Source organism: Aggregatibacter segnis (genome assembly GCF_003130075.1).
Taxonomy (GTDB): domain Bacteria; phylum Pseudomonadota; class Gammaproteobacteria; order Enterobacterales; family Pasteurellaceae; genus Aggregatibacter; species Aggregatibacter segnis_A.
This window is the reverse complement of record NZ_NRCW01000006.1, coordinates 45,378-66,002: the sequence shown is the minus strand read 5'-3', so window position 1 is coordinate 66,002 and position 20,625 is coordinate 45,378. Positions and strand designations below refer to the sequence as shown.

At 38.7% G+C, this 20,625-nt stretch carries 22 protein-coding genes; 3 read left to right on the top strand and 19 right to left on the bottom strand.

Annotated features, from left to right (window positions below):
* Positions 1-240 precede the first annotated feature (240 nt).
* Both DK415_RS07645 and DK415_RS07640 read right to left on the bottom strand, forming a co-directional pair.
* Positions 241-450 (bottom strand): YnbE family lipoprotein, encoded by a 210-nt coding sequence (locus tag DK415_RS07645; RefSeq protein ID WP_109128938.1) that lies wholly within the window; start codon positions 448-450, stop codon positions 241-243.
* Entirely contained in the window at positions 447-3,170 is a 2,724-nt protein-coding gene (locus tag DK415_RS07640; protein WP_109433155.1) for a YdbH family protein, read from the bottom strand. The genes DK415_RS07645 and DK415_RS07640 overlap by 4 nt, the downstream gene beginning before the upstream one ends.
* 251 nt (positions 3,171-3,421) lie before the next feature.
* On the opposite strand from DK415_RS07640, the gene deoC reads away from it, so the two are divergent.
* Positions 3,422-4,093 carry a deoxyribose-phosphate aldolase gene (gene deoC, locus DK415_RS07635; RefSeq protein WP_109433120.1) on the top strand — a complete coding sequence of 224 codons (672 nt, stop codon included), beginning with the start codon at positions 3,422-3,424 and terminating at the stop codon, positions 4,091-4,093.
* A gap of 90 nt (positions 4,094-4,183) precedes the next feature.
* Here the strand turns inward: deoC and DK415_RS07630 are convergent, their stop codons facing one another.
* The 13 genes from DK415_RS07630 to zapB form a co-directional block, all read right to left on the bottom strand.
* On the bottom strand, positions 4,184-4,612 hold the full coding sequence (locus tag DK415_RS07630; protein ID WP_109433119.1) for a F0F1 ATP synthase subunit epsilon: 429 nt from the start codon (positions 4,610-4,612) through the stop codon (positions 4,184-4,186).
* Between the two features lie 41 nt (positions 4,613-4,653).
* Positions 4,654-6,027, bottom strand: coding sequence for a F0F1 ATP synthase subunit beta (atpD, locus tag DK415_RS07625; protein ID WP_006719891.1), 1,374 nt, complete (start codon positions 6,025-6,027; stop codon positions 4,654-4,656).
* Between the two features lie 16 nt (positions 6,028-6,043).
* Positions 6,044-6,913, bottom strand: coding sequence for a F0F1 ATP synthase subunit gamma (atpG, locus tag DK415_RS07620; protein WP_048749161.1), 870 nt, complete (start codon positions 6,911-6,913; stop codon positions 6,044-6,046).
* A gap of 15 nt (positions 6,914-6,928) precedes the next feature.
* Positions 6,929-8,470, bottom strand: coding sequence for a F0F1 ATP synthase subunit alpha (atpA, locus tag DK415_RS07615; RefSeq protein WP_109433118.1), 1,542 nt, complete (start codon positions 8,468-8,470; stop codon positions 6,929-6,931).
* Between the two features lie 12 nt (positions 8,471-8,482).
* Entirely contained in the window at positions 8,483-9,031 is a 549-nt protein-coding gene (gene atpH, locus DK415_RS07610; protein WP_109433117.1) for a F0F1 ATP synthase subunit delta, read from the bottom strand.
* A 13-nt stretch (positions 9,032-9,044) separates the two neighbouring features.
* Entirely contained in the window at positions 9,045-9,515 is a 471-nt protein-coding gene (gene atpF / locus DK415_RS07605; RefSeq protein WP_006719898.1) for a F0F1 ATP synthase subunit B, read from the bottom strand.
* Positions 9,516-9,564: 49 nt separating this feature from the next.
* On the bottom strand, positions 9,565-9,819 hold the full coding sequence (atpE, locus tag DK415_RS07600) for a F0F1 ATP synthase subunit C (protein ID WP_005702422.1): 255 nt from the start codon (positions 9,817-9,819) through the stop codon (positions 9,565-9,567).
* Between the two features lie 57 nt (positions 9,820-9,876).
* Positions 9,877-10,665, bottom strand: a complete 789-nt coding sequence (atpB, locus tag DK415_RS07595) for a F0F1 ATP synthase subunit A (protein WP_109433116.1) — start codon at positions 10,663-10,665, stop codon at positions 9,877-9,879.
* An 18-nt stretch (positions 10,666-10,683) separates the two neighbouring features.
* Positions 10,684-11,058 (bottom strand): ATP synthase subunit I, encoded by a 375-nt coding sequence (locus tag DK415_RS07590; RefSeq protein WP_109433115.1) that lies wholly within the window; start codon positions 11,056-11,058, stop codon positions 10,684-10,686.
* A gap of 108 nt (positions 11,059-11,166) precedes the next feature.
* On the bottom strand, positions 11,167-11,796 hold the full coding sequence (rsmG, locus tag DK415_RS07585; protein ID WP_109433114.1) for a 16S rRNA (guanine(527)-N(7))-methyltransferase RsmG: 630 nt from the start codon (positions 11,794-11,796) through the stop codon (positions 11,167-11,169).
* Complete coding sequence (gene mnmG / locus DK415_RS07580; RefSeq protein WP_109433113.1) at positions 11,796-13,685, bottom strand: tRNA uridine-5-carboxymethylaminomethyl(34) synthesis enzyme MnmG; 1,890 nt, start codon at positions 13,683-13,685, stop codon at positions 11,796-11,798. The genes rsmG and mnmG overlap by 1 nt, the downstream gene beginning before the upstream one ends.
* A 422-nt stretch (positions 13,686-14,107) precedes the next feature.
* The gene (mioC, locus tag DK415_RS07570) at positions 14,108-14,569 is read right to left on the bottom strand and encodes an FMN-binding protein MioC (RefSeq protein WP_109433154.1); all 462 of its coding nucleotides are present in this window, start codon (positions 14,567-14,569) and stop codon (positions 14,108-14,110) included.
* Positions 14,570-14,627: 58 nt separating this feature from the next.
* The gene (gene zapB / locus DK415_RS07565) at positions 14,628-14,846 is read right to left on the bottom strand and encodes a cell division protein ZapB (protein WP_006719913.1); all 219 of its coding nucleotides are present in this window, start codon (positions 14,844-14,846) and stop codon (positions 14,628-14,630) included.
* Positions 14,847-15,039: 193 nt separating this feature from the next.
* Between zapB and glpX the strand changes: the two genes are divergently transcribed.
* On the top strand, positions 15,040-16,053 hold the full coding sequence (gene glpX / locus DK415_RS07560) for a class II fructose-bisphosphatase (protein WP_048749148.1): 1,014 nt from the start codon (positions 15,040-15,042) through the stop codon (positions 16,051-16,053).
* A 64-nt stretch (positions 16,054-16,117) separates the two neighbouring features.
* Here the strand turns inward: glpX and cysE are convergent, their stop codons facing one another.
* The 4 genes from cysE to DK415_RS07540 all read right to left on the bottom strand — a co-directional run bounded on the left by cysE (position 16,118) and on the right by DK415_RS07540 (position 18,970).
* The gene (cysE, locus tag DK415_RS07555) at positions 16,118-16,915 is read right to left on the bottom strand and encodes a serine O-acetyltransferase (RefSeq protein WP_109433111.1); all 798 of its coding nucleotides are present in this window, start codon (positions 16,913-16,915) and stop codon (positions 16,118-16,120) included.
* Between the two features lie 3 nt (positions 16,916-16,918).
* Positions 16,919-17,932: an NAD(P)H-dependent glycerol-3-phosphate dehydrogenase gene (gene gpsA, locus DK415_RS07550; RefSeq protein ID WP_109433110.1), complete on the bottom strand. Its 1,014-nt coding sequence runs from the start codon at positions 17,930-17,932 to the stop codon at positions 16,919-16,921.
* A 76-nt stretch (positions 17,933-18,008) separates the two neighbouring features.
* Positions 18,009-18,515 (bottom strand): protein-export chaperone SecB, encoded by a 507-nt coding sequence (secB, locus tag DK415_RS07545; RefSeq protein ID WP_109433109.1) that lies wholly within the window; start codon positions 18,513-18,515, stop codon positions 18,009-18,011.
* 14 nt (positions 18,516-18,529) lie between these two features.
* Entirely contained in the window at positions 18,530-18,970 is a 441-nt protein-coding gene (locus DK415_RS07540; protein WP_109433108.1) for a rhodanese-like domain-containing protein, read from the bottom strand.
* Between the two features lie 322 nt (positions 18,971-19,292).
* Between DK415_RS07540 and DK415_RS07535 the strand changes: the two genes are divergently transcribed.
* A complete protein-coding gene (locus tag DK415_RS07535; protein ID WP_109433107.1) occupies positions 19,293-20,615 on the top strand; it encodes an anaerobic C4-dicarboxylate transporter in 1,323 nt (440 codons plus the stop codon).
* The last annotated feature ends 10 nt before the right edge of the window (positions 20,616-20,625 follow it).

Sequence of the window (20,625 nt, the reverse complement as noted above, 5' to 3'; positions counted from 1 at the left end):
ATAATTCCCAAAAACCTCTTTTTTATAACGTTCCGAAACCTCCCGATTACCGCCATTTTTTATAGGCACTTTAGATTTTAGTTATACGGAATAAAAATCAAATTATACAGTTCTAGCAATAACAGTAATTAACAATTTAGATAAGCCTAGCCCAATAAACTAAAATAAAAAGCCTTTAAAACAAAAGTTTTAAAGGCTTTTTATTTCTTATAATACGGTGCGAACCTATGCGGAATTTCCTTATTTCACCGAAGACTTTACGCTAGCACCTGTTGCCGCTTGTGTTTTTTCATCCATTTTGACACTGATATTATGATCTACTACTACATTCATGTTGATAGTAATGCCTTCTTTAGGGGTGTCTAGCTGAATCGTTGGGGTACAAGCCACAAGTACAAAACAAAGCAATAAGCAAAAAAAGTGCGGTGATTTTTTCAGGTGTTTTTTCATTTTTCTAACTGCCGATAAAGTCGATGTTGTAATTTTTGTTCAAATTGCGAGCCGTAGTCTATCATGTCCCACAACTCAAACATATTTTCTCTATGCATATAATTTAAAGTTATTGGATGATGGCTTTGCTTAGTAGGATTAAACCCATTGATAGTCGCACGTAATGTCATTTGCCCATTCGGCGCTAAATCAATGGAAGCCTGAGAACCGTTTAATTCCAATTCTTTAAGTAAATCCACCAAAATACCTTCTGTCCAACCACCTTTTTTTAAGCCATCCACAACACTCTCATTCACTTTAAGGTGTAATTTACCAACTTGCTCTAACGTACCATTACAAATCAAACAAGTTTTATGTTCCAACCAAAAAGGAAATGTTGCATTTGCCCGTCCGTTTAAACTCAACTGATTATACTGCGCCATTTCTAGCACTTGTGATAAGTCAATATTTTTAAAGGAAAGGTTCGCTATTTGATGCTGAGGAATATTCAGCTTATCTACCGTTAATTCTCCATCAAACAAACCTATTTTTACTTTACTTAAAGTCAACGGATGATGCTCTGAATAAGGATATGTTCCGAATATATCAAATGCGCCATTATGCGTTGTAAGCACTCCCATTCGCATATTTTTAACAGAGAGATGAATCGGTTGGGTTGGTTTAACCTTTAATTTAAGATTTTGATAATTCAAAGGAAAAGAAATATTAAGCCCTTCAATTTCACCATCCGGCATGGTGATTTTTCCATGGTGTAAATTGAATATGCCTGTCATGGCAATGCCGTTACTATTAATAACGAAATCACTTTCCCCTTTAATACTACCTTGGTGAATAATCCATTCCCATTGTTGTGGAAACAACGATTGGAAGACTTTTGCCGATTGTTCTTTCCAACTAATTTTTCCGCTAAGCGCATTATTTTCATATGTTGCAAACAAATCTAACGGACCAAGTGAACCCGCTTTTAAATCCCCTGCAGCATTAAAGTGATCGATGCTTTTTCCATCAATCCCTAAACCAAAAACCGGTTTTTCAAACCGTCCACCATAGGCAAATTCAATCCAGTCAGTTTTTGCTTGCATCAATCCTCGAATATGTTGTTTTTCGTAATTCCAACGTAAACGATCTTTCAGCTCTAAAGAAAGAGGAGCCATTTTGACGCCATCAATACTCACTTTTCCAGAATGCGCAAAAAGTTGGTTAAGCTCAATATGATCCCCCTCCCAAAAACCAATACCTTTCATATTTACCGGCGTCTTTAAAGATTTCCACAGCGCATCACCTTCAATTGTCCAATCCCAACGATTTGCAGCCTGCAATTCAGCTACACGAAGTTTTTGTCGCTCATCACGCAATTCAAAAATTGTTTTAATACCGGCAATAAACTCATGTGCCAGCCCATCTAATTTCAAATCCAATTGTTCAAATTGTGGTGTAAATCCTTGCAACGTTGCTTGCAATCGCCCTTCTAAACCATAGCGCCCAATTAGAACATCATCTAAAGGTATGCGCACATGGATTTTTGAGTCAGGCTGTAAATTATCCATTTTAAAAATAGAGCCGGGGTAAAAACGCAATAAAGGCAAATCAAAGTCACCACCAATATGATATTTCAAGTTCGTTTGCGCCACTGTATTGTTATAACGTAAATCCCCTCGAGTCGTCAGATCAAAGAAAAGCGCATTCTTCTTTTCACCGCCTATCTCACCATTTTTACCTGAAATAACAATTTCCCCTTTGCCTTGTTCGCCAAAGGTTTGCAATATAACGTTTAAATCTAGGCCTAAAGGTAGCCAACCTTCTTGTGGCTTACGAGCAGCCAAACCCAAGAAGCCTTTTATCGGCTGATACCCATCAAACGTCCAATAAAAAGTCCCCCAAGAAATATCCAATCCGCTCTCCGTAAAAGTAAAAGGAATATCAAGCAAAGGTGCATTTCGAGTTAAATCTTGCGCGGTTATTTTTCCCTCAACCCCATTCCAAACAAATTGAAAATGTCCTTTTTCCACAGTCCATTGAGAATTCTGCCAATCCAGAATAATGTCTCCCTGTGAAGGTGGCTGCCATAATTCATCATTAAGTTGCAATGTGAAATTTAAATGATAGTTCTCTGTGGTAGAGGGATGAAAATCTGTTTGTCCACGCCATTGAAAGACAGAATGTTGACGAATAAGAGTAGAATGATGTTGTAATAGCAATCCCACATTCGTTCTAGTATTAGCATGAAGCTGCAGTTGTTCACCATCATAATGCGCGGTTACTGACATATCAGAAGAAATCAATTGATGTAACATTGGTTGTTGTATTTCATCCAGCCCTTTAATGCGTAAATGTTCAATAACCAATTCACTATCAGGAATAATGTCAAAAAGTGCGGTCAATTTTAACGGTGTTTTTGACTCTTCACTCACTGGCAAATGCTCAAAACAAGCATAATCCACTACCGTATTTTCCACCTCAAGACGAGGCGGCCACCAATTCAAACGAACATTTTGTAACCTAGCAAGTGTGCATTCTGAGGTAGCCAGCTGTAATTCAGAAAGTTGTAGTTCACTACTTTGCATCAACCATTGATCTGAAAGCTGTAAACGGTATTCAGGAAATAAAAAATGGTTAGCCATTTGTTCTACCTGTTTGGGCGTCAACCACCATGGCAGAGAACACACCCCAACCACTAACACAAATAAAACAAACAAGGCATATCGCCACCATTTTTTCATTACAACCTCATATAACATTTTAATAGCCACGCAGGCAAAACCACTGTTCTCGACACATTCTAACGGAATATTGCAGTGAAAAACACGGTAAAAACCCACCGCACTTTCTCTCTCTTTTCTTGATACCTATAATAAAAAGCACAAAGATTATTCTCACTTACGGCAAAACCTTAGAAACGTTAAATGGATCACGTTCATTAAATTTATTTTAGTTATAATTGTTTGATTATTTTTCTAAGGAGGAAATACAAATGGAAGCAAAACAAATTGCACATTACATTGATCATACCGCACTAACCGCGGAAAAAACCGAAGCAGATATTTTGAAACTTTGTGATGAGGCTATTGCCCATCAATTCTTTTCTGTATGCATTAATTCTGGTTACATTCCTTTAGCAAAACAAAAATTAGCGCATTCCAATGTAAAAATCTGTACCGTTGTAGGATTTCCGCTAGGTGCCAATTTAACTTCAGTAAAAGCATTTGAAACTGAACAGGCTATCGCTGCCGGCGCAAATGAAATTGATATGGTAATCAATGTTGGCTGGATTAAATCGGGAAAATGGCAAGCTGTAAAAGAAGATATTCAAGGTGTTCTTAATGCCTGTCATGGGGTACCACTAAAAGTAATTCTGGAAACTTGCTTGCTTACCAAAGAAGAAATTGTCCATGCTTGTGAAATTTGTAAAGCATTGCAAGTGGCTTTTGTTAAAACCTCTACTGGCTTCAACAAAGGTGGAGCTACCGTAGAAGATGTTGCACTAATGAAACAAACTGTAGGCAATATTGGCGTTAAAGCCTCCGGCGGTATTCGTGATACACAAACAGCATTAGCAATGATAAATGCCGGTGCAACTCGTATTGGGGCCAGTGCGGGTATTGCTATCGTAAACGGATTAAAAAAAACAGATGTAGATTATTAGGAAGTAGAAATAAAAAAATCTGCATTCTAAATAACGAGATAATTCGATTATAGAATGCAGATTTAATACAGGTTTTAAAGTGCGGTGAAATTAGCGTTTAGATTTCACTAACTTCTCAGTAAGTTCGTAAGCACGAAGTTTTGCCAATTCTTTAGAAAGTTTAGACATTAACAATTCGTAATCAGCATCATGGTGATGTTGATGAATGTTTTCTTCCGCACGTTTCTTAGCAGCAAGAATTCTCTCGCTATCAAGCTCTTGACCACGAATTGCTACATCCGCAAGAACAGTAACAATCGTTGGTTGAACTTCTAAAAAACCACCAGAAACATAGATAACTTCTTCGCTATCATTTTCTAAAGTAAATTTAACAATACCTGGCTTGATTGCCGTCAATAAAGGGGTGTGCCCTGGTAAAACACCGAGTTCACCCTCAATACCTGTTGCTTGAACACTTTTCACATTACCGGAAAAGATTTTTTGTTCTGCACTTACGACTGTTAAATTAAATGTTGCCATGTTTTTCTCCTTCAAGTTTGATATGCATCAGCTTGAAGTGATTACATATTTTTGGCTTTTTCTAGCGCTTCGTCAATTGAACCAACCATGTAGAACGCTTGTTCCGGGACATGATCGTATTCGCCGTTTAAAATACCTTTAAAGCCACGAATGGTTTCTTTTAACGGAACGTATTTACCTGGTGTACCGTTAAATACTTCGGCAACGAAGAACGGTTGTGATAAGAAACGTTCGATTTTACGCGCACGCGCTACCACTAACTTATCTTCTTCTGATAATTCATCCATACCAAGAATTGCAATGATATCTTTCAATTCTTTATAACGTTGTAAGATACCTTGTACGCCACGAGCAACATCATAATGCTCTTGACCAACAACTAATGGGTCTAATTGACGAGATGTAGAATCTAATGGGTCAACCGCAGGATAAATACCTAAAGACGCAATTTGACGGCTCAATACAACGGTTGAGTCTAAGTGCGCAAAGGTTGTTGCCGGAGATGGGTCAGTCAAGTCATCCGCAGGTACGTAAACCGCTTGTACGGACGTGATAGAACCTGTTTTAGTTGAAGTAATACGCTCTTGTAATACACCCATTTCCTCAGCAAGGGTCGGTTGGTAACCTACCGCTGATGGCATACGGCCTAATAATGCAGATACTTCCGTACCAGCAAGGGTATAACGATAGATATTATCCACGAAGAATAATACATCACGACCTTCATCACGGAATTTTTCCGCCATAGTTAAACCGGTTAACGCAACACGTAAACGGTTACCCGGTGGCTCATTCATTTGACCGTAAACCAAAGATACTTTATCCAATACGTTGGAATCTTTCATTTCATGATAGAAGTCGTTACCTTCACGGGTACGCTCACCTACACCTGCGAATACGGAGTAACCTGAGTGCTCAATCGCAATATTACGGATTAATTCCATCATATTTACGGTTTTACCTACACCCGCACCACCGAATAAACCAACTTTACCACCCTTCGCGAATGGACAAATTAAGTCGATAACTTTGATACCGGTTTCTAATAATTCTGTACTGTTTGATTGTTCTTCATAGCTTGGTGCAGAACGGTGAATAGACCAACGTTCTTCTTCGCCAATCGGACCTTGTTCATCAATTGGGTCACCCAACACATTCATAATTCGACCAAGGGTTTTTGTTCCTACCGGTACTTGAATCGGATCGTTTGTGTTTTCTACTTTCAAACCACGTTTTAAACCGTCGGAAGCACCTAATGCGATACAACGTACCACACCGCCACCTAATTGTTGTTGAACTTCAAGGGTCAAACCTGTTTCAACATTTAATGCATCATAAACTTTTGGTACTGCATCTTGTGGAAATTCGACGTCAATCACCGCACCGATGATTTGTACAATTTTACCTGTCGCCATTACCGTTCCTCTTCTATTAAATCGCAGCCGCACCGGCAACGATTTCATTTAATTCATTTGTGATACTTGCTTGACGAGCTTTGTTATACACCAACCGCAGGTCATTAATTAAATTGCCTGCGTTATCTGTTGCTGCTTTCATCGCTACCATTCGAGCCGCTTGTTCTGAAGCTAAATTATCTACAACCGCTTGATAAACTTGAGATTCTAAATAACGAACTAAAAGGCTGTCTAATAACACTTTTGGTTCAGGTTCGTAAATATAATCCCATGCCTGTTGTCTTTCGATTAAGTGATCGTTTTCCATTTCCGGTAAAGGAACTAATTGTTGTACAACCGGTTTTTGCGACATCGTATTAATGAATTTGTTGTATGCAATATAAATTGCATCAATTTCTCCATTACGATAAGCATCAAACATGGTATTTGCTACACCAATTAATTCTTCTAAAGAAGGGTTATCGCCCAAACCGGAAAGTTGGCTTTTTACTTTAAAACCAAGGGAACGGAAAAAACTAATCCCTTTGGAACCAATCAAGCCAAGCTCAGTCGTCGCATTTTGTGATTTCCAATCTTTAATTTGGTTAAGTGTGGTTTTAAACAAATTCACGTTTAAACCACCACACATTCCACGATCAGTAGAAATAACTAAAATACCCACTTTTTTTACATCCCGTTCAACTAAAAACGGGTGTTTATAACCGATACTTGCTTTAGACACATGGCTGATAACACTACGGATAGTTTCAGAATACGGACGAGATGCCGCCATACGGTCCTGCGTTTTACGCATTTTCGAGGTTGCAACCATTTCCATTGCCTTAGTAATTTTCTGCGTACTTTGTACGCTGGCAATTTTGGTTTTTATCTCTTTTGCACCTGCCATCTTATTTCTCCGTTACTACCAAGCACTATTAGCTTTGAAACTATCTAAAATACCTTTTAATGTATCTTTGATTTCATCATTATAGTTACCGGTTTTAGTAAGCTCTTGCATAAACTCGGCATAATTACGATTTGCATAATCTAGAAGTACAGTTTCAAAACTTGCAATTTTAGATAATTCAACATCGTCTAAATAACCAAATTCAACCGCAAATAACACTACTGCTTGCTCAGCAACAGAAAGCGGAGAAAATTGTTTTTGTTTCAACAATTCGGTTACTTTTTCACCGTGAGAAAGTTGTTTACGAGTTGCATCATCAAGATCTGAAGCAAACTGAGCAAATGCCGCTAATTCACGATATTGTGCAAGTGCAGTACGAATACCACCCGCAAGTTTCTTAATAACTTTAGTTTGTGCAGAACCACCTACCCGAGAAACAGAAATACCCGGGTTCACCGCAGGACGAATACCTGAGTTAAACAAGTTAGATTCTAAGAAAATCTGACCATCGGTAATAGAAATCACGTTAGTAGGAACGAATGCAGAAACGTCACCCGCTTGAGTTTCAATAATTGGAAGAGCAGTTAAAGAACCGGTTTTTCCTTTTACTTCACCTTTGGTGAATTTTTCTACGTATTCTTCATTTACACGAGAAGCACGTTCAAGCAAACGTGAGTGTAAGTAGAATACGTCACCTGGATATGCCTCACGACCTGGCGGACGACGTAATAATAAGGAAATTTGACGATAAGCAACCGCTTGTTTAGAAAGATCATCATAAACGATTAATGCATCTTCACCACGATCACGGAAATATTCACCCATTGCACAGCCGGCATAAGGCGCTAAATATTGCAACGCTGCAGATTCAGACGCAGACGCCGCAACCACGATAGTATTAGCTAATGCACCATGTTCTTCTAATTTACGTACTACGTTAGCAATTGTTGATGCTTTTTGACCAATAGCAACATAGATACATTTAATACCTGAGTTACGTTGGTTAATGATGGCATCAATAGCTAATGCTGTTTTACCGGTTTGACGGTCACCGATAATCAATTCACGTTGACCACGACCGATTGGTACCATGGAGTCAACCGCTTTATAACCGGTTTGTACAGGTTGATCAACGGATTTACGTTCAATTACACCTGGGGCGATAACTTCAACTGGAGAGAAACCGTCATTTTCAATTTCACCTTTACCATCAATTGGTTGGCCAAGAGTGTTTACAACACGACCTAATAAACCTCGACCAACTGGTACTTCAAGAATACGGCCAGTACATTGAACTTCCATTCCTTCAGCAAGATCTGCATAAGGTCCCATTACCACAGCACCAACAGAATCTCTTTCTAAGTTTAATGCCATTGCGTAACGATTACCCGGAAGTGTAATCATCTCTCCTTGCATTACTTCGCTTAACCCATGAATACGAATAATACCATCGCTTACAGAAACGATTGTACCCGTATTACGCGCTTCACTTTCTACATTAAACTGGGCAATGCGTTTTTTTATTAATTCACTAATTTCAGTTGAATTTAGTTGCATTTTCTAATCCTCTTATAATTGCAACTCATTTGCTAAACGGGCAAGTTGTCCACGACTACTTCCGTCAATCACAAAATCTTCTGTACGAATGATAACGCCAGCAATGAGTGAGCTATCAACGTTGCAATTTAACTTAACTTTTTGGGCTAATCTTTTTTCCATTGCGGCAGCAATTTTTTCTTGTTGCATGGCGCTTAATGGTTGAGCCGATGTTACTTTAACTTCCGCAATAGCCTTATATTCTTCAACATAATGTTGAAATTCTTTAAAAACTTGCGGAAGGGCAGCTAAACGCTTATTTTCAGCCATTAACCGAACTAAGTTTTGCCCATATTGATCTAATTGTTCACCACAAATTGAGATCACCGTATCTGCTAGTTTTTGAGCGGAAAAAGAACTTGTTAAGTAACTTTGCATTGCTTCGTTTTTCACTAATTCAGCAAGAAAACCTAACATTTCATTCCATTTTTCCACCGCACTTTTATCAGATGTACTTTGTTCAACGGCAAAATCAAACGCTGCTTTAGCATAAGGGCGAGCTATGGTAGTTAATTCTGACATAAGCTCAACCTTCTTATAGTTCTGCAACTAATTTATCAATAATGTCATTGTTGGCTGCTTCATCCACAGTACGCCCAACAATTTTTTCAGCACCTGCAATAGCCAAAGACGCAACTTTAATACGTAATTCTTCTTGAACACGTTTACGCTCAGCTTCAACTTCTGCATAGCCTTGTTCAATAATTTTAGCTTTAAGTTCTTCGGCTTCTGCCTTCACTTCGTCTAAAACTTCATTGCGACGTTTATTGGCTAAATCTAAAATTTCTTGGGCTTGAATTTTTGCTTGAGAAATTTCTTTTTCAACAAGCATTTTTGTATCTGCTTGTTCTTTTTTCGCCGCTTCAGCAGAAGCTAAAGCATTCGCAATTTGGCTTTGACGTTTTTCAATTGCATTAATAATTGGTGGCCAAACAAATTTCATGCAGAACCACACGAAAATTGCGAACGCAATAAGTTGACCAATCAATGTTGCATTTAAATTCACAACGTCCTCCTTAATCTGCTTGTTTTACGTTGATAAGCAAATAAGGTGATTATTGTAATAAACCGATGAATGGGTTTGCGAAAATGAAAAGTAAAGAAATACCAACAGCAATCATCGCAATCGCATCCAATAAACCTGCAACGATAAACATTTTAGTTAATAGGCTAGATGCAAGCTCAGGTTGACGGGCAGAAGATTCTAAGAATTTACCACCTAAGATAGCAAAGCCGATAGCTGTACCTAATGCAGCGAATGCAAGAAGGATTGATGCACCGATGATTGTAGCTGTAATTACAGTTTCCATAATGTTCTCCAATAGAAGTTAAGTTTAGCCCTAGAGCTGGTTAATAAAAAAATAAAATTAATGATCTGCTTTGTTATAAGCAATACTCAAGTAAACAACCGTCAACATCATAAAGATGAATGCTTGTAACGTAATAACCAAAATATGGAAAATAGCCCAAGCGAGGTGTAACGGGATTCCCAATGCTGCAAGTGCCATATCCGCAGAATACATCACAGCGATAAGAATAAAGATCAATTCCCCTGCATACATATTACCGAACAAACGGAAAGCCAGAGAAATCGGTTTAGCCAGTAAAGTGACGGTTTCAAGAATAAAGTTAACCGGAATAAACGCCCAATGATTAAATGGGTGTAACGTATATTCCTTAACCAATCCACCAAAACCTTTTGATTTTACTGTATAGAAAAGAATTAAGAAGAATACACAGATAGACATACCTAGTGTCGCACTAATATCCGCTGTCGGCACAGCTCTCAAATAGTGAATACCAAATAAACCTGCAAATTGCGGAAGAAAATCCACCGGGATTAAGTCGATGGCATTCATAATGAATACCCAACAAAAAATGGTTAACGCCAATGGCGCAACAACATTACGCGGACCATGGAAGTTCTCTTTTACGATACCATTAATCCATTCCACTAAAATTTCGACCAAACATTGCATTTTGCTTGGTACGCCCGGTGTCGCTTTTTTCGCAACACGTGAAAAAATGAAAAGGAAAATAATGGCTGATACGATAGAGAAAAATAAGGTATCTACATGAATATTCCAAAAACCATCACCACTTTTTAAAAATGATAAATGGTGGCTGATATATTCAGAGGTTGTTTGTCCAGACATAGTAACCCTTTATAAAAATTAAGACCTATTAAGCAAAAATGGAATGAGGTTATTCAACATTAATGCCATAAAAAAACCTATAAAAAATAGAATAAATTCTTTTATAACCAACCATTTAAATGCTACAGCGATAAGAATAATTGTTAAGATAAATTTAACAAATTCCCCACGATAAAGTGCGGTCAGTTTTGTTGATAAATTTTGTTTGCGATAAAAAACCACATAAACAAAAAAACAAAAAGGTAAAAAAGCACAGAGAAATCCTAAACTAAAATCAACCGCACTTTTTCCATTCCAGAAAGCTAACAGCACACTCAAAACGAGGATGATACCAATCTCTGTTAGCATCGTTTTTTTATAACGATTTTTAGTCTGCGTTAAAACTCTGGACATTATTTTACTTTTTATATGCAAAAACTGGCTAATTATACCTTTGAACTAAAGAGATTCAACATAAAAAAGTAAAAAAAGTGTTAAATAAATCACACTTTAAACAAATCATCACAAAATGACCAAATGCCGCTCCCCGGTTAGTTCGGGAACCTCTAATTTAATGACATTTTTCACCTTAAATTGAGGATTTAATTCTTTCACTTCTTCTTCGTGATAAAGACCTTTTAGCGCATAAAATAATCCATCCGATTTAGGTAAATGATGACACCAGTCGGTCATATCTTTTAAGGAAGCAAAAGCACGACTTAACACGCCATCAAATTGATGATCGGGATGGTAATCTTCTACTCGACTTAGTACCGGTTCTACATTGGTTAGCCCCAGCTCACGAATAGCATTACGAATAAAACTAATACGTTTACCTAAACTATCCAATAAAACAAATTGTTTTTGCGGATTAACGATAGCTAAAGGCAAACCGGGCAAGCCTGGACCGGTGCCGACATCAATAAAACGGTTACCTTGTAAATAAGGGCTAACCACAATACTATCTAAAATATGTTTCACCACCATTTCCTGCGGATCACGTACTGAAGTCAGGTTATATGCCTTATTCCATTTATCCAGTAATAAAACTAGCTTCACTAACTGTTTAAGTTGCTGATCTGTGACAGAAAGTGCGGTTTGTTTTAATAATGTTTTTAGCTTATCCGTTAATTGAAGTTCTAAATTAGCCATTACTCACCACGTTTTAACATGCCTTGTTTTTTCAAATTCACCAAAATAATGGAAATGGCTGCCGGCGTAATACCGGAAATACGGCTGGCTTGTCCAATAGACACCGGGCGATGCTGTTCCAACTTCGCACGTACTTCATTGGATAAACCAGACACTTTACTGTAATCAAAGTTAGCCGGAATAGCCGTATTTTCATGACGTTTTTGTTTTTCGATTTCGTCTTGCTGATGTTCTATATACCCTTGATATTTAATCGCAATTTCCACTTGTTCAATGGCTTCTTTATCGCCCATCGGCGGCTGAAATGGCGTAAGTGCGGTCAAAATTTGATAATTTATTTCCGGACGACGCAATAAATCTTCACCACTGGCTTCACGCACCAACGGACTGCCCAATACTTGGTTGGCTTCTTCTAAATGTTCTGAACGCGGATGTAACCAAATACTACGTAAACGCTGACGTTCTTGTTCAATATTTTCCATTTTCTGGTTGAAACGTGCCCAGCGGGCTTCGTCAATTAACCCTAATTCATGGGCAATCGGTGTCAAACGAATGTCGGCATTATCTTCACGCAATAACAAACGATATTCCGCTCGGGACGTGAATACGCGATAAGGTTCTTTGGTGCCAAGCGTGCAAAGATCATCCACCAATACTCCCATGTAAGCCTGATCACGACGTGGGAACCAAGCCTCTTTTTCTTGCACATAAAGACCCGCGTTAATTCCTGCTAACAACCCTTGAGAAGCAGCCTCTTCATAACCGGTCGTACCGTTAATTTGACCGGCAAAGAATAAACCTTGAATGGATTTGGTTTCTAAAGTTGGTTTTAAATCACGTGGGTCAAAATAATCATATTCAATGGCATAACCCGGCTTAATAATGCGCGCATTTTCCAACCCTTTCATGGAATTCACAATGCCCATTTGCACGTCAAATGGCAAACTGGTGGAAATCCCGTTCGGGTAAATTTCATTTGTGGTTAAACCTTCTGGTTCTAAATAAATTTGATGCGAATTACGATCGGCAAAACGCATTACTTTATCTTCGATAGATGGGCAATAACGCGGACCAATTCCTTCGATAACTCCCGTGTACATCGGGCTACGATCCAAATTATGACGGATCACCTCGTGCGTTTTTTCATTCGTATGTGTAATAAAACACGGAATTTGGCGAGGATGTTGATCAACGGATCCCATGAAAGAAAATACCGGCAATTGTGCATCACCATGCTGTTCAGCAAGTACGGAAAAATCAATGGTACGCGCATCAATACGTGGGGGTGTTCCCGTTTTTAAACGATCCACACGTAAACCAAGATCTCTTAAATGATGAGAAAGTGTAACAGAAGCAGGATCACCCGCGCGTCCACCTTCGTAATTTTCCAAACCAATATGGATCTTACCGGCTAAGAACGTGCCGGCAGTTAAAATTACTGATTTCGCATGAAATTTCAGTCCCATTTTCGTCACGACACCGGTAGCGCGCTCTTGCTCTACTAAAATATCGCTGACTTCTTGTTGGAAAATATCTAAATTAGGTTGATTTTCAAGAGCAATTCTTACTGCTTGTCGATATAGCACACGGTCTGCCTGTGCACGAGTCGCTCGCACGGCCGGACCTTTACTGCTATTTAGTGTACGAAATTGAATACCTGCCTGATCTGCTGCCGTGGCCATTAAACCGCCCATGGCATCAATCTCTCTGACTAAATGGCCTTTTCCTATTCCGCCAATTGCCGGGTTACAAGACATTTGTCCTAGGGTATCTACATTATGCGTAAGTAATAGGGTTTTTAATCCCATACGAGCAGGCGCCAATGCGGCTTCAGTCCCTGCATGACCGCCACCGATCACGATGACATCATAGGTTTCAGTGTAAAACATGATTATGAATGATCTCTATTTTGAATGAGGTACGGATCTTTTGATCCTTTAAAAAAATTGGTCGCTATTCTACTGAAAATCTTGTTTTGTTAAAAGGACAGTTTCAGTGAAAGAGTAAGTGAGATCGTTAAAAGGATCTCTCGCTAATAAGAATAAGATCTCTATATAAAGATCTATTTTATTATTACTACTATTAGGATCGCTGAATAACTTGAATAAGATCTTTTTTATGTTGTAAATGAAGAACATAGATCATTTTTAAAACTGTTAAGATCTTACTGATCCTACACTTCAATTCTTGTGTATAACTTCGTGGTTTATCCACAGCATGATCTTTTGAAAAACTTACCCATGTTATAAAAACAGATTTCTCACAATTTTATGTTAAGTTATCCACAAGTGTTTTTTCTTGTTAATTGATTTTATGAAAACGAAATTGATGAAATTTTATTCGTAAAATTGGGCAACCAGTTCTCTACGCATTGTTCTTGGTCGGTTTCTGTTAAGACGTCAATACGCAAAGCATCAGTTATTTTGACCGCACTTTTTGCCGATAACGTTTGTTCTACTCTATCCACGGCAAAGCAAAAGGTATCGTAATCGGAATTACCTAAACCGATCACCGCAAATTTCAATGTTGAAAGATCTATATCACTTGCATCAAGGGCTTCAAATAACGGTTTGAGGTTATCCGGCAGTTCTCCTGCGCCATGGGTGGAGGTTACCACCAACCATAATTTTTCATTGATAACCTCATTCAATGTAGGTCCATGATGTAATTCGGTACTGAAACCTTGTTGTTGTAATAGGTTTTCTAAATGTTCGGCAACATATTCGGCACCGCCTAAGGTGCTGCCGGTAATTAAGCAAATTTTAGGTTGCATTTTTTTCTCCAAAAAAAGAAGGCTTAGATTAACTAAGCCTTTGTTTTTTATTAATCGATTAGATACCATCAGTCATGCCTATGATGGAACGTAAACGCTCTTGAATATTTTGCTGTTCGTTTCTTAACTGTTCGTTTTCACCACGTAATGCATCGTTTTCTTGTTGTGATTTGTTGTTTTTTTCTTTTAATTCTTCAACTTCTAATTGAAGTAATTGAATAGTTTCAACTGTTTGCTTAATTTTGTTTTCTAACTGATCTAATACTTCGAATGACATGGTAATTTCCTCTAAAACAAATGGATAAAAGTGGCTTTATTCTACCTAGTTAATTGTTTTTATTAAAGCGGAGAATCAAATAATCTTTGAATTAATTACCCTGTAGAAAATTTCTTGATGTTTTTGGTATGCAAACGTTTGCTTAGTGATAAAATAAGCCGATTTTTTTACTTCTCATTTTTAAGGAATTCCCATGAACAGATCATTAGCCATTGAGTTTTCAAGAGTAACAGAAGTCGCCGCATTAGCCGGGTTTGCTTGGTTAGGACGTGGTGATAAAAATTCGGCTGATGATGCCGCCGTGAAAGCAATGCGTTATATGTTGAATTTAGTGCATATGGACGCAGAAGTTGTTATTGGTGAAGGGGAAATTGATCAAGCGCCAATGCTGTATATTGGTGAAAAAGTAGGGTCCGGCATGGGCGAGTTAGTGTCAATTGCCGTTGATCCAATTGATGGCACGCGTATGACGGCCATGGGACAAACTAATGCTATTTCCGTGTTGGCAGCAGGCGGTAAAAATACTTTTTTAAAAGCGCCTGATATGTATATGGAAAAAATGGTGGTTGGCCCGGAGGCAAAAGGCATCATCGATTTAAATTTACCGCTTGAACAAAACTTGCGTCGTGTCGCCTCTAAATTGGGTAAATTATTATCTGACTTAACGGTAACGATTTTGGATAAACCTCGTCATAAAGAGGTTATTGATAAAATGCATCAATTAGGTGTACGCGTATTTACTATTCCAGATGGTGATATTGCGGCATCGGTATTATGTTGTTTACCGGAAGCTGAAATTGACATGGTGTACGGTATTGGCGGTGCACCGGAAGGCGTTATTGCGGCGGCGGCAATTCGAGCTTTAGGGGGGGATATGCAATCCCGTTTATTACCAAGAAATGTCGTTAAAGGGGAAACACCGGAAAATAATGCGTTGGCAGCAGAAGAAATACGTCGTTGTGAAGAAATGGGTGTTCAAGTAAATACTGTATTACAGCTTGAACAATTAGTGCGTGACGACAATTTAGTTTTTGCGGCCACCGGAATTACTAATGGTGACCTATTAAAAGGTATTCATCGTAAAGGCAATCTGGCAACCACGGAAACCTTATTAATTCGAGGAAAATCCAGAACAATCCGTCGTATTCAATCTACCCATTATTTAGACCGAAAAGACACCGCACTTTCACGTTTAATCGGCGCTTAACAAACGTTAAAGAGCGGTCACTTTTGAAGATGTTTTAGGCTCAACCTTGAGATCCTTGTTGAGCCTAAATATTCAATTCCATTCCTAAATCAATAAAATTTTGGTTCATCTCAAATGCCGGTTTGGCGTCTTTGTCTTTTCCGATTATACGTGCCGGTATGCCTGCGGCGGTGGCATAGTCGGGGATAGGTTGTAATACAACAGAATTCGCGCCGATTTTGGCGTATTTTCCCACTTCAATATTGCCCAAAATTTTTGCACCCGCACCAATCATCACGCCTTCACGAATTTTTGGATGACGATCACCACATTCTTTTCCGGTACCTCCTAGGGTGACACCTTGTAGAATAGACACGTTATTTTCAATCACGGAGGTTTCGCCGACAACAATACCGGTGGCATGGTCGAACATAATGCCATGGCCGATTTTGGCTGCAGGGTGAATGTCCACGTCAAATGCAACAGAAATTTGGTTTTGCAAATAAATAGCTAGCGCTTTGCGGTTTTGTTGCCATAAATGATGGGTAATGCGATAACTTTGAATAGCGTGAAACCCTTTTAAATAAAGCAAAGGGGTTGACCAAAGTTCTACCGCCGGATCTCGTTGACGAACGGCTTGAATATCAAAAGCGGCACATTCAATAATGCTTGGTTTTTCCTGATAGGTTTCTTCGATAATTTCGCGTAACGCAATAGCCGGCATAATCGTGTTGGCCAATTTGTTGGCTAAAATGTAACTTAATGCACTGCCTAAATTATGATGTTTTAAAATCGTTGAATGGAAAAAACTGGCAAGCATAGGTTCGTTATCCACTAACTCTTTTGCTTCCTGACGAATATTTTGCCAAACCGTTGATGACATGGATTATTCCTCTTTACGTTCTCTACCTAATAAACTCAATGCGGCTTCTTTAGCATTTTTGCCACAGAACAGGACTTGGTAAATTTGTTCAGTGATAGGCATTTCAATGCCGTGTCGTTGTGCAAGTAAATGGGCCTCTTTGGTGTTATAGAAACCTTCTACTACTTGACCAATATTATCCATTGCTGTTTGAGCGGAAAAACCTTGCCCTAACATCATGCCAAAACGACGGTTACGGGACTGATTATCAGTACAGGTTAAAACAAGATCACCTAAGCCGGACATACCCATAAAAGTATTTGGATTTGCGCCTAGGGCGATACCTAAACGAGATATTTCGGCAATACCGCGTGTGATAAGTGCTGTTCTAGCATTTGCGCCAAATCCCATGCCGTCGGACATCCCTGCGCCAATGGCAATGACGTTTTTAATGGCACCGCCAAGTTGTACACCAAGCATATCGTTATTAATGTAAACGCGAAAATGTTTGCTGCAATGAATGCGCGCTTGAAATTGCAATGCAAATGCTTCATCGTTGGAAGCCAAGGTGATTGCTGTCGGAAGACCAGAAGCCAACTCTTTGGCAAAAGTTGGGCCGGAAAGTATCGCTAAAGGATAGTGGTTGCCTAATTTTTCTTTGATAACGTCTTCCAACAAGCGACCGGTATCTCTTTCTAAGCCTTTTGTAGCCCAAACAATACGGCTATCAGGACGTAAGTGCAGTCGAATTTGATCGAGAATTTCACCAAAACAATGGCTTGGAACGGCTAATAATAAATCGCGTGAAGCTTGAATGGCTTTAGCTAAATCCGTTTCTATTTGTAACGAATCGGGAAAAACAATCTCCGGTAAAAATTCGGTATTTTGTCGCTCACTATCAAGTTTTTGCATTTTTGTCGAATTATGTCCCCAAAGATGGGTTAAATGTCCGTTACGGGAAAATGCAATAGCCAAGGCGGTACCAAAAGAACCGGCGCCTAGTACGGTAATAGAAGAATGAGTTAAGGTCGTATTCATCATTGACTCCTTGACGGATAAAAATGAGAGTAACGAAAAAATAGAACCCACTTTATCAAAAGTGGGTTTTTTGAGATTAATTTGCTTTTGCTTGCTCGGCAGATTCTTGCTCTTGTTGTTGACGTTGTAAATATTCAACAAATAAAGCATCAAAGTTAACCGGAGAAAGATTTAATGCAGGGAAAGTACCGCGGTTGACTAAGTTAGAAACCAATTCACGGGCGTAAGGGAATAACATATTTGGGCATTGAGCTGTTAAGCAATGTGCCATTTGCATATCTTCTAAACCGCTAATAGTAAATACACCGGCTTGTTTCACTTCACAAATAAAAGCCACATCGCCGGAATCTTCCAAAGTGGTTTCAACGGAAATATTTAAACAAACTTCGTATAAATCATCGGCTAATTTAACGGTTTCGGTGGATAAATCAAAAGCCAGTTTTGGTTTCCATTCTTGATTGAAAATGTGTGGCAAATTAGGTGCTTCAAAAGAAACGTCTTTGACATAAATACGTTGAATTTGAAGTACTGCTTGAACCTCTTGTTCTTCGTTATTTACGATTTCTTTGTTTTCTTCGGTCATTTTTGTATCCTTATTTATTTTTTAACTAAAGGTAAATTTGCTGCTCGCCAGCCGGCAAGGCCTTCTTTCAAGGAATAAACGTGATTAAATCCTTGTTTTGCTAAAATTTCAGCAGAAGAAGCGGAAGTCACGCCGTTAGCACAAACCAAAATAACAGGTGTCTCTTTATGCTGTTCAATTTTACCGATATTGTGATTTTTAATTTCGGTAGGAAGCAGGTTTAAACTGTTAATGATGTGACCTTTATTAAAGTCATCCATTGAGCGTAAATCAATAACAACAGCGTTTTGGTTGTTGATTAACGAAATAGCTTCAGTATTTTCAATCACTTTTGTTTTGCTGGTGGCTGATTTGATGAAGTGGTAGATAACCATTAGAAAAATAGCTACCCAAGCAACAACAATTAAAGAATGATTTTTGGCAAATTCAATTGCCATCGGCATAAATTCTTCCATATATTTCTCAATAATTAGGTTTAAAAATAAGGGCTCAAGTATAACTTTACTTTGACTATTTATCAAAAGTTATTGTTTCTACGGAGAATGTTGATTTTGTTGAAATAACCATCAAAATTTTGTTTAAAACCTGATATGGATCATAATTTAATGAGAACATTCAAAATCAGCCATACTCAGTATTATGACATTCTTATATAATTAAGCTGAATTTTGGGTTGTTAAATCCCTATTGCCTTGGAAAGGTATCTCTATCAAAATATAACTGAGTATAATTTCTTATACGTTATACAGATTTTATTTCATTCTCTAAGGAGGCAGTATGTCTGCTATGTTTTTACTTCAATTCGCCATCGTGTTGCTATGTATTTTAGTTGGTGCACGTGTTGGCGGTATCGGTTTGGGTGTTTTTGGCGGCTTGGGGCTTGCTATCTTGTCTTTCGGTTTTGGCTTAAAACCGGCAGGTTTGCCAATTGACGTAATGTTTATGATTATGGCTGTGGTTTCCGCTGCAGCAGCAATGCAAGCAGCCGGCGGTTTAGATTATATGATCAAAATTGCTACCAATATTTTACGTCGTAATCCAAAACACATTACGTTTATTGCACCTGCAGTCACTTGGACTTTTACACTATTAGCCGGTACCGGCCACGTTGCATATTCTGTATTACCAGTCATTGCCGAAGTGAGCCGCCAAAATGGTGTTCGCCCTGAACGACCAATGTCTATGGCAGTTATTGCCTCTCAATTTGCTATTGTTGCCAGCCCGATTGCTGCAGCTGTAGTTGCAGTTGTGGCGTACCTTGAACCGCAAGGTATTCATTTAGGTGATGTGTTAATCGTCACGATTCCTTCCACTGTTCTTGGTATTTTCTGCGCGTGTTTATTTGTCAATAAAATGGGTAAGGAATTAAAAGATGATCCGGAATACCAACGTCGTTTAAACGATCCTAAATATGCCGAAGCCTTTAATTCAACTATTAGTGGAAAAGAACTTGAGATCAGCAAAACAGCAAAAATTTCTGTTTCTCTTTTCTTGTTTGGTGCATTGCTTGTTGTATTAATGGGGGCAATGCCTTCTCTTCGTCCGGTATTTGATGGCAAACCAATGGGTATGGCACATACCATTGAAATCATCATGCTATCTATCGGTGCGCTAATTATCTTAACCTGTAAACCGGATGGCACTGAAATTACCAAAGGTTCCGTATTCCACGCTGGTATGCGTGCGGTAATCGCTATTTTCGGTATCGCATGGTTAGGAGATACCTTAATGCAAGCTCACATTGAGGAAGTAAAAGATTTAGTTAAAGGTTTAGTAGAAACAGCGCCTTGGACATTTGCCTTCGCCTTGTTCGTGCTTTCTGTACTCGTAAACAGCCAAGGCGCTACCGTAGCGACCTTGTTCCCATTGGGTATTGCGCTTGGTATTCCACCGGCAATCTTGATTGGTGTGTTTGTTGCGGTAAACGGTTATTTCTTTATCCCGAACTACGGTCCAATCATCGCTTCAATTGACTTTGATACCACAGGTACTACTCGAATCGGTAAATACATTTTCAACCACAGTTTCATGCTACCAGGTTTATTAAGTATGGCATTTTGCTTAGGTTTTGGTTTGTTATTTGCCAATATCTTGCTATAAACCGATTTGA

Excerpts from the sequence above, each read along its gene's own strand:
- DK415_RS07645 (WP_109128938.1), bottom strand. The coding sequence starts at position 450 with ATGAAAAAACACCTGAAAAAATCACCGCACTTTTTTTGCTTATTGCTT.
- DK415_RS07640 (WP_109433155.1), bottom strand. The coding sequence starts at position 3,170 with ATGAAAAAATGGTGGCGATATGCCTTGTTTGTTTTATTTGTGTTAGTG.
- deoC (WP_109433120.1), top strand. The coding sequence starts at position 3,422 with ATGGAAGCAAAACAAATTGCACATTACATTGATCATACCGCACTAACC.
- DK415_RS07630 (WP_109433119.1), bottom strand. The coding sequence starts at position 4,612 with ATGGCAACATTTAATTTAACAGTCGTAAGTGCAGAACAAAAAATCTTT.
- atpD (WP_006719891.1), bottom strand. The coding sequence starts at position 6,027 with ATGGCGACAGGTAAAATTGTACAAATCATCGGTGCGGTGATTGACGTC.
- atpG (WP_048749161.1), bottom strand. The coding sequence starts at position 6,913 with ATGGCAGGTGCAAAAGAGATAAAAACCAAAATTGCCAGCGTACAAAGT.
- atpA (WP_109433118.1), bottom strand. The coding sequence starts at position 8,470 with ATGCAACTAAATTCAACTGAAATTAGTGAATTAATAAAAAAACGCATT.
- atpH (WP_109433117.1), bottom strand. The coding sequence starts at position 9,031 with ATGTCAGAATTAACTACCATAGCTCGCCCTTATGCTAAAGCAGCGTTT.
- atpE (WP_005702422.1), bottom strand. The coding sequence starts at position 9,819 with ATGGAAACTGTAATTACAGCTACAATCATCGGTGCATCAATCCTTCTT.
- atpB (WP_109433116.1), bottom strand. The coding sequence starts at position 10,665 with ATGTCTGGACAAACAACCTCTGAATATATCAGCCACCATTTATCATTT.
- DK415_RS07590 (WP_109433115.1), bottom strand. The coding sequence starts at position 11,058 with ATGTCCAGAGTTTTAACGCAGACTAAAAATCGTTATAAAAAAACGATG.
- rsmG (WP_109433114.1), bottom strand. The coding sequence starts at position 11,796 with ATGGCTAATTTAGAACTTCAATTAACGGATAAGCTAAAAACATTATTA.
- mnmG (WP_109433113.1), bottom strand. The coding sequence starts at position 13,685 with ATGTTTTACACTGAAACCTATGATGTCATCGTGATCGGTGGCGGTCAT.
- mioC (WP_109433154.1), bottom strand. The coding sequence starts at position 14,569 with ATGCAACCTAAAATTTGCTTAATTACCGGCAGCACCTTAGGCGGTGCC.
- zapB (WP_006719913.1), bottom strand. The coding sequence starts at position 14,846 with ATGTCATTCGAAGTATTAGATCAGTTAGAAAACAAAATTAAGCAAACA.
- glpX (WP_048749148.1), top strand. The coding sequence starts at position 15,040 with ATGAACAGATCATTAGCCATTGAGTTTTCAAGAGTAACAGAAGTCGCC.
- cysE (WP_109433111.1), bottom strand. The coding sequence starts at position 16,915 with ATGTCATCAACGGTTTGGCAAAATATTCGTCAGGAAGCAAAAGAGTTA.
- gpsA (WP_109433110.1), bottom strand. The coding sequence starts at position 17,932 with ATGAATACGACCTTAACTCATTCTTCTATTACCGTACTAGGCGCCGGT.
- secB (WP_109433109.1), bottom strand. The coding sequence starts at position 18,515 with ATGACCGAAGAAAACAAAGAAATCGTAAATAACGAAGAACAAGAGGTT.
- DK415_RS07540 (WP_109433108.1), bottom strand. The coding sequence starts at position 18,970 with ATGGAAGAATTTATGCCGATGGCAATTGAATTTGCCAAAAATCATTCT.
- DK415_RS07535 (WP_109433107.1), top strand. The coding sequence starts at position 19,293 with ATGTCTGCTATGTTTTTACTTCAATTCGCCATCGTGTTGCTATGTATT.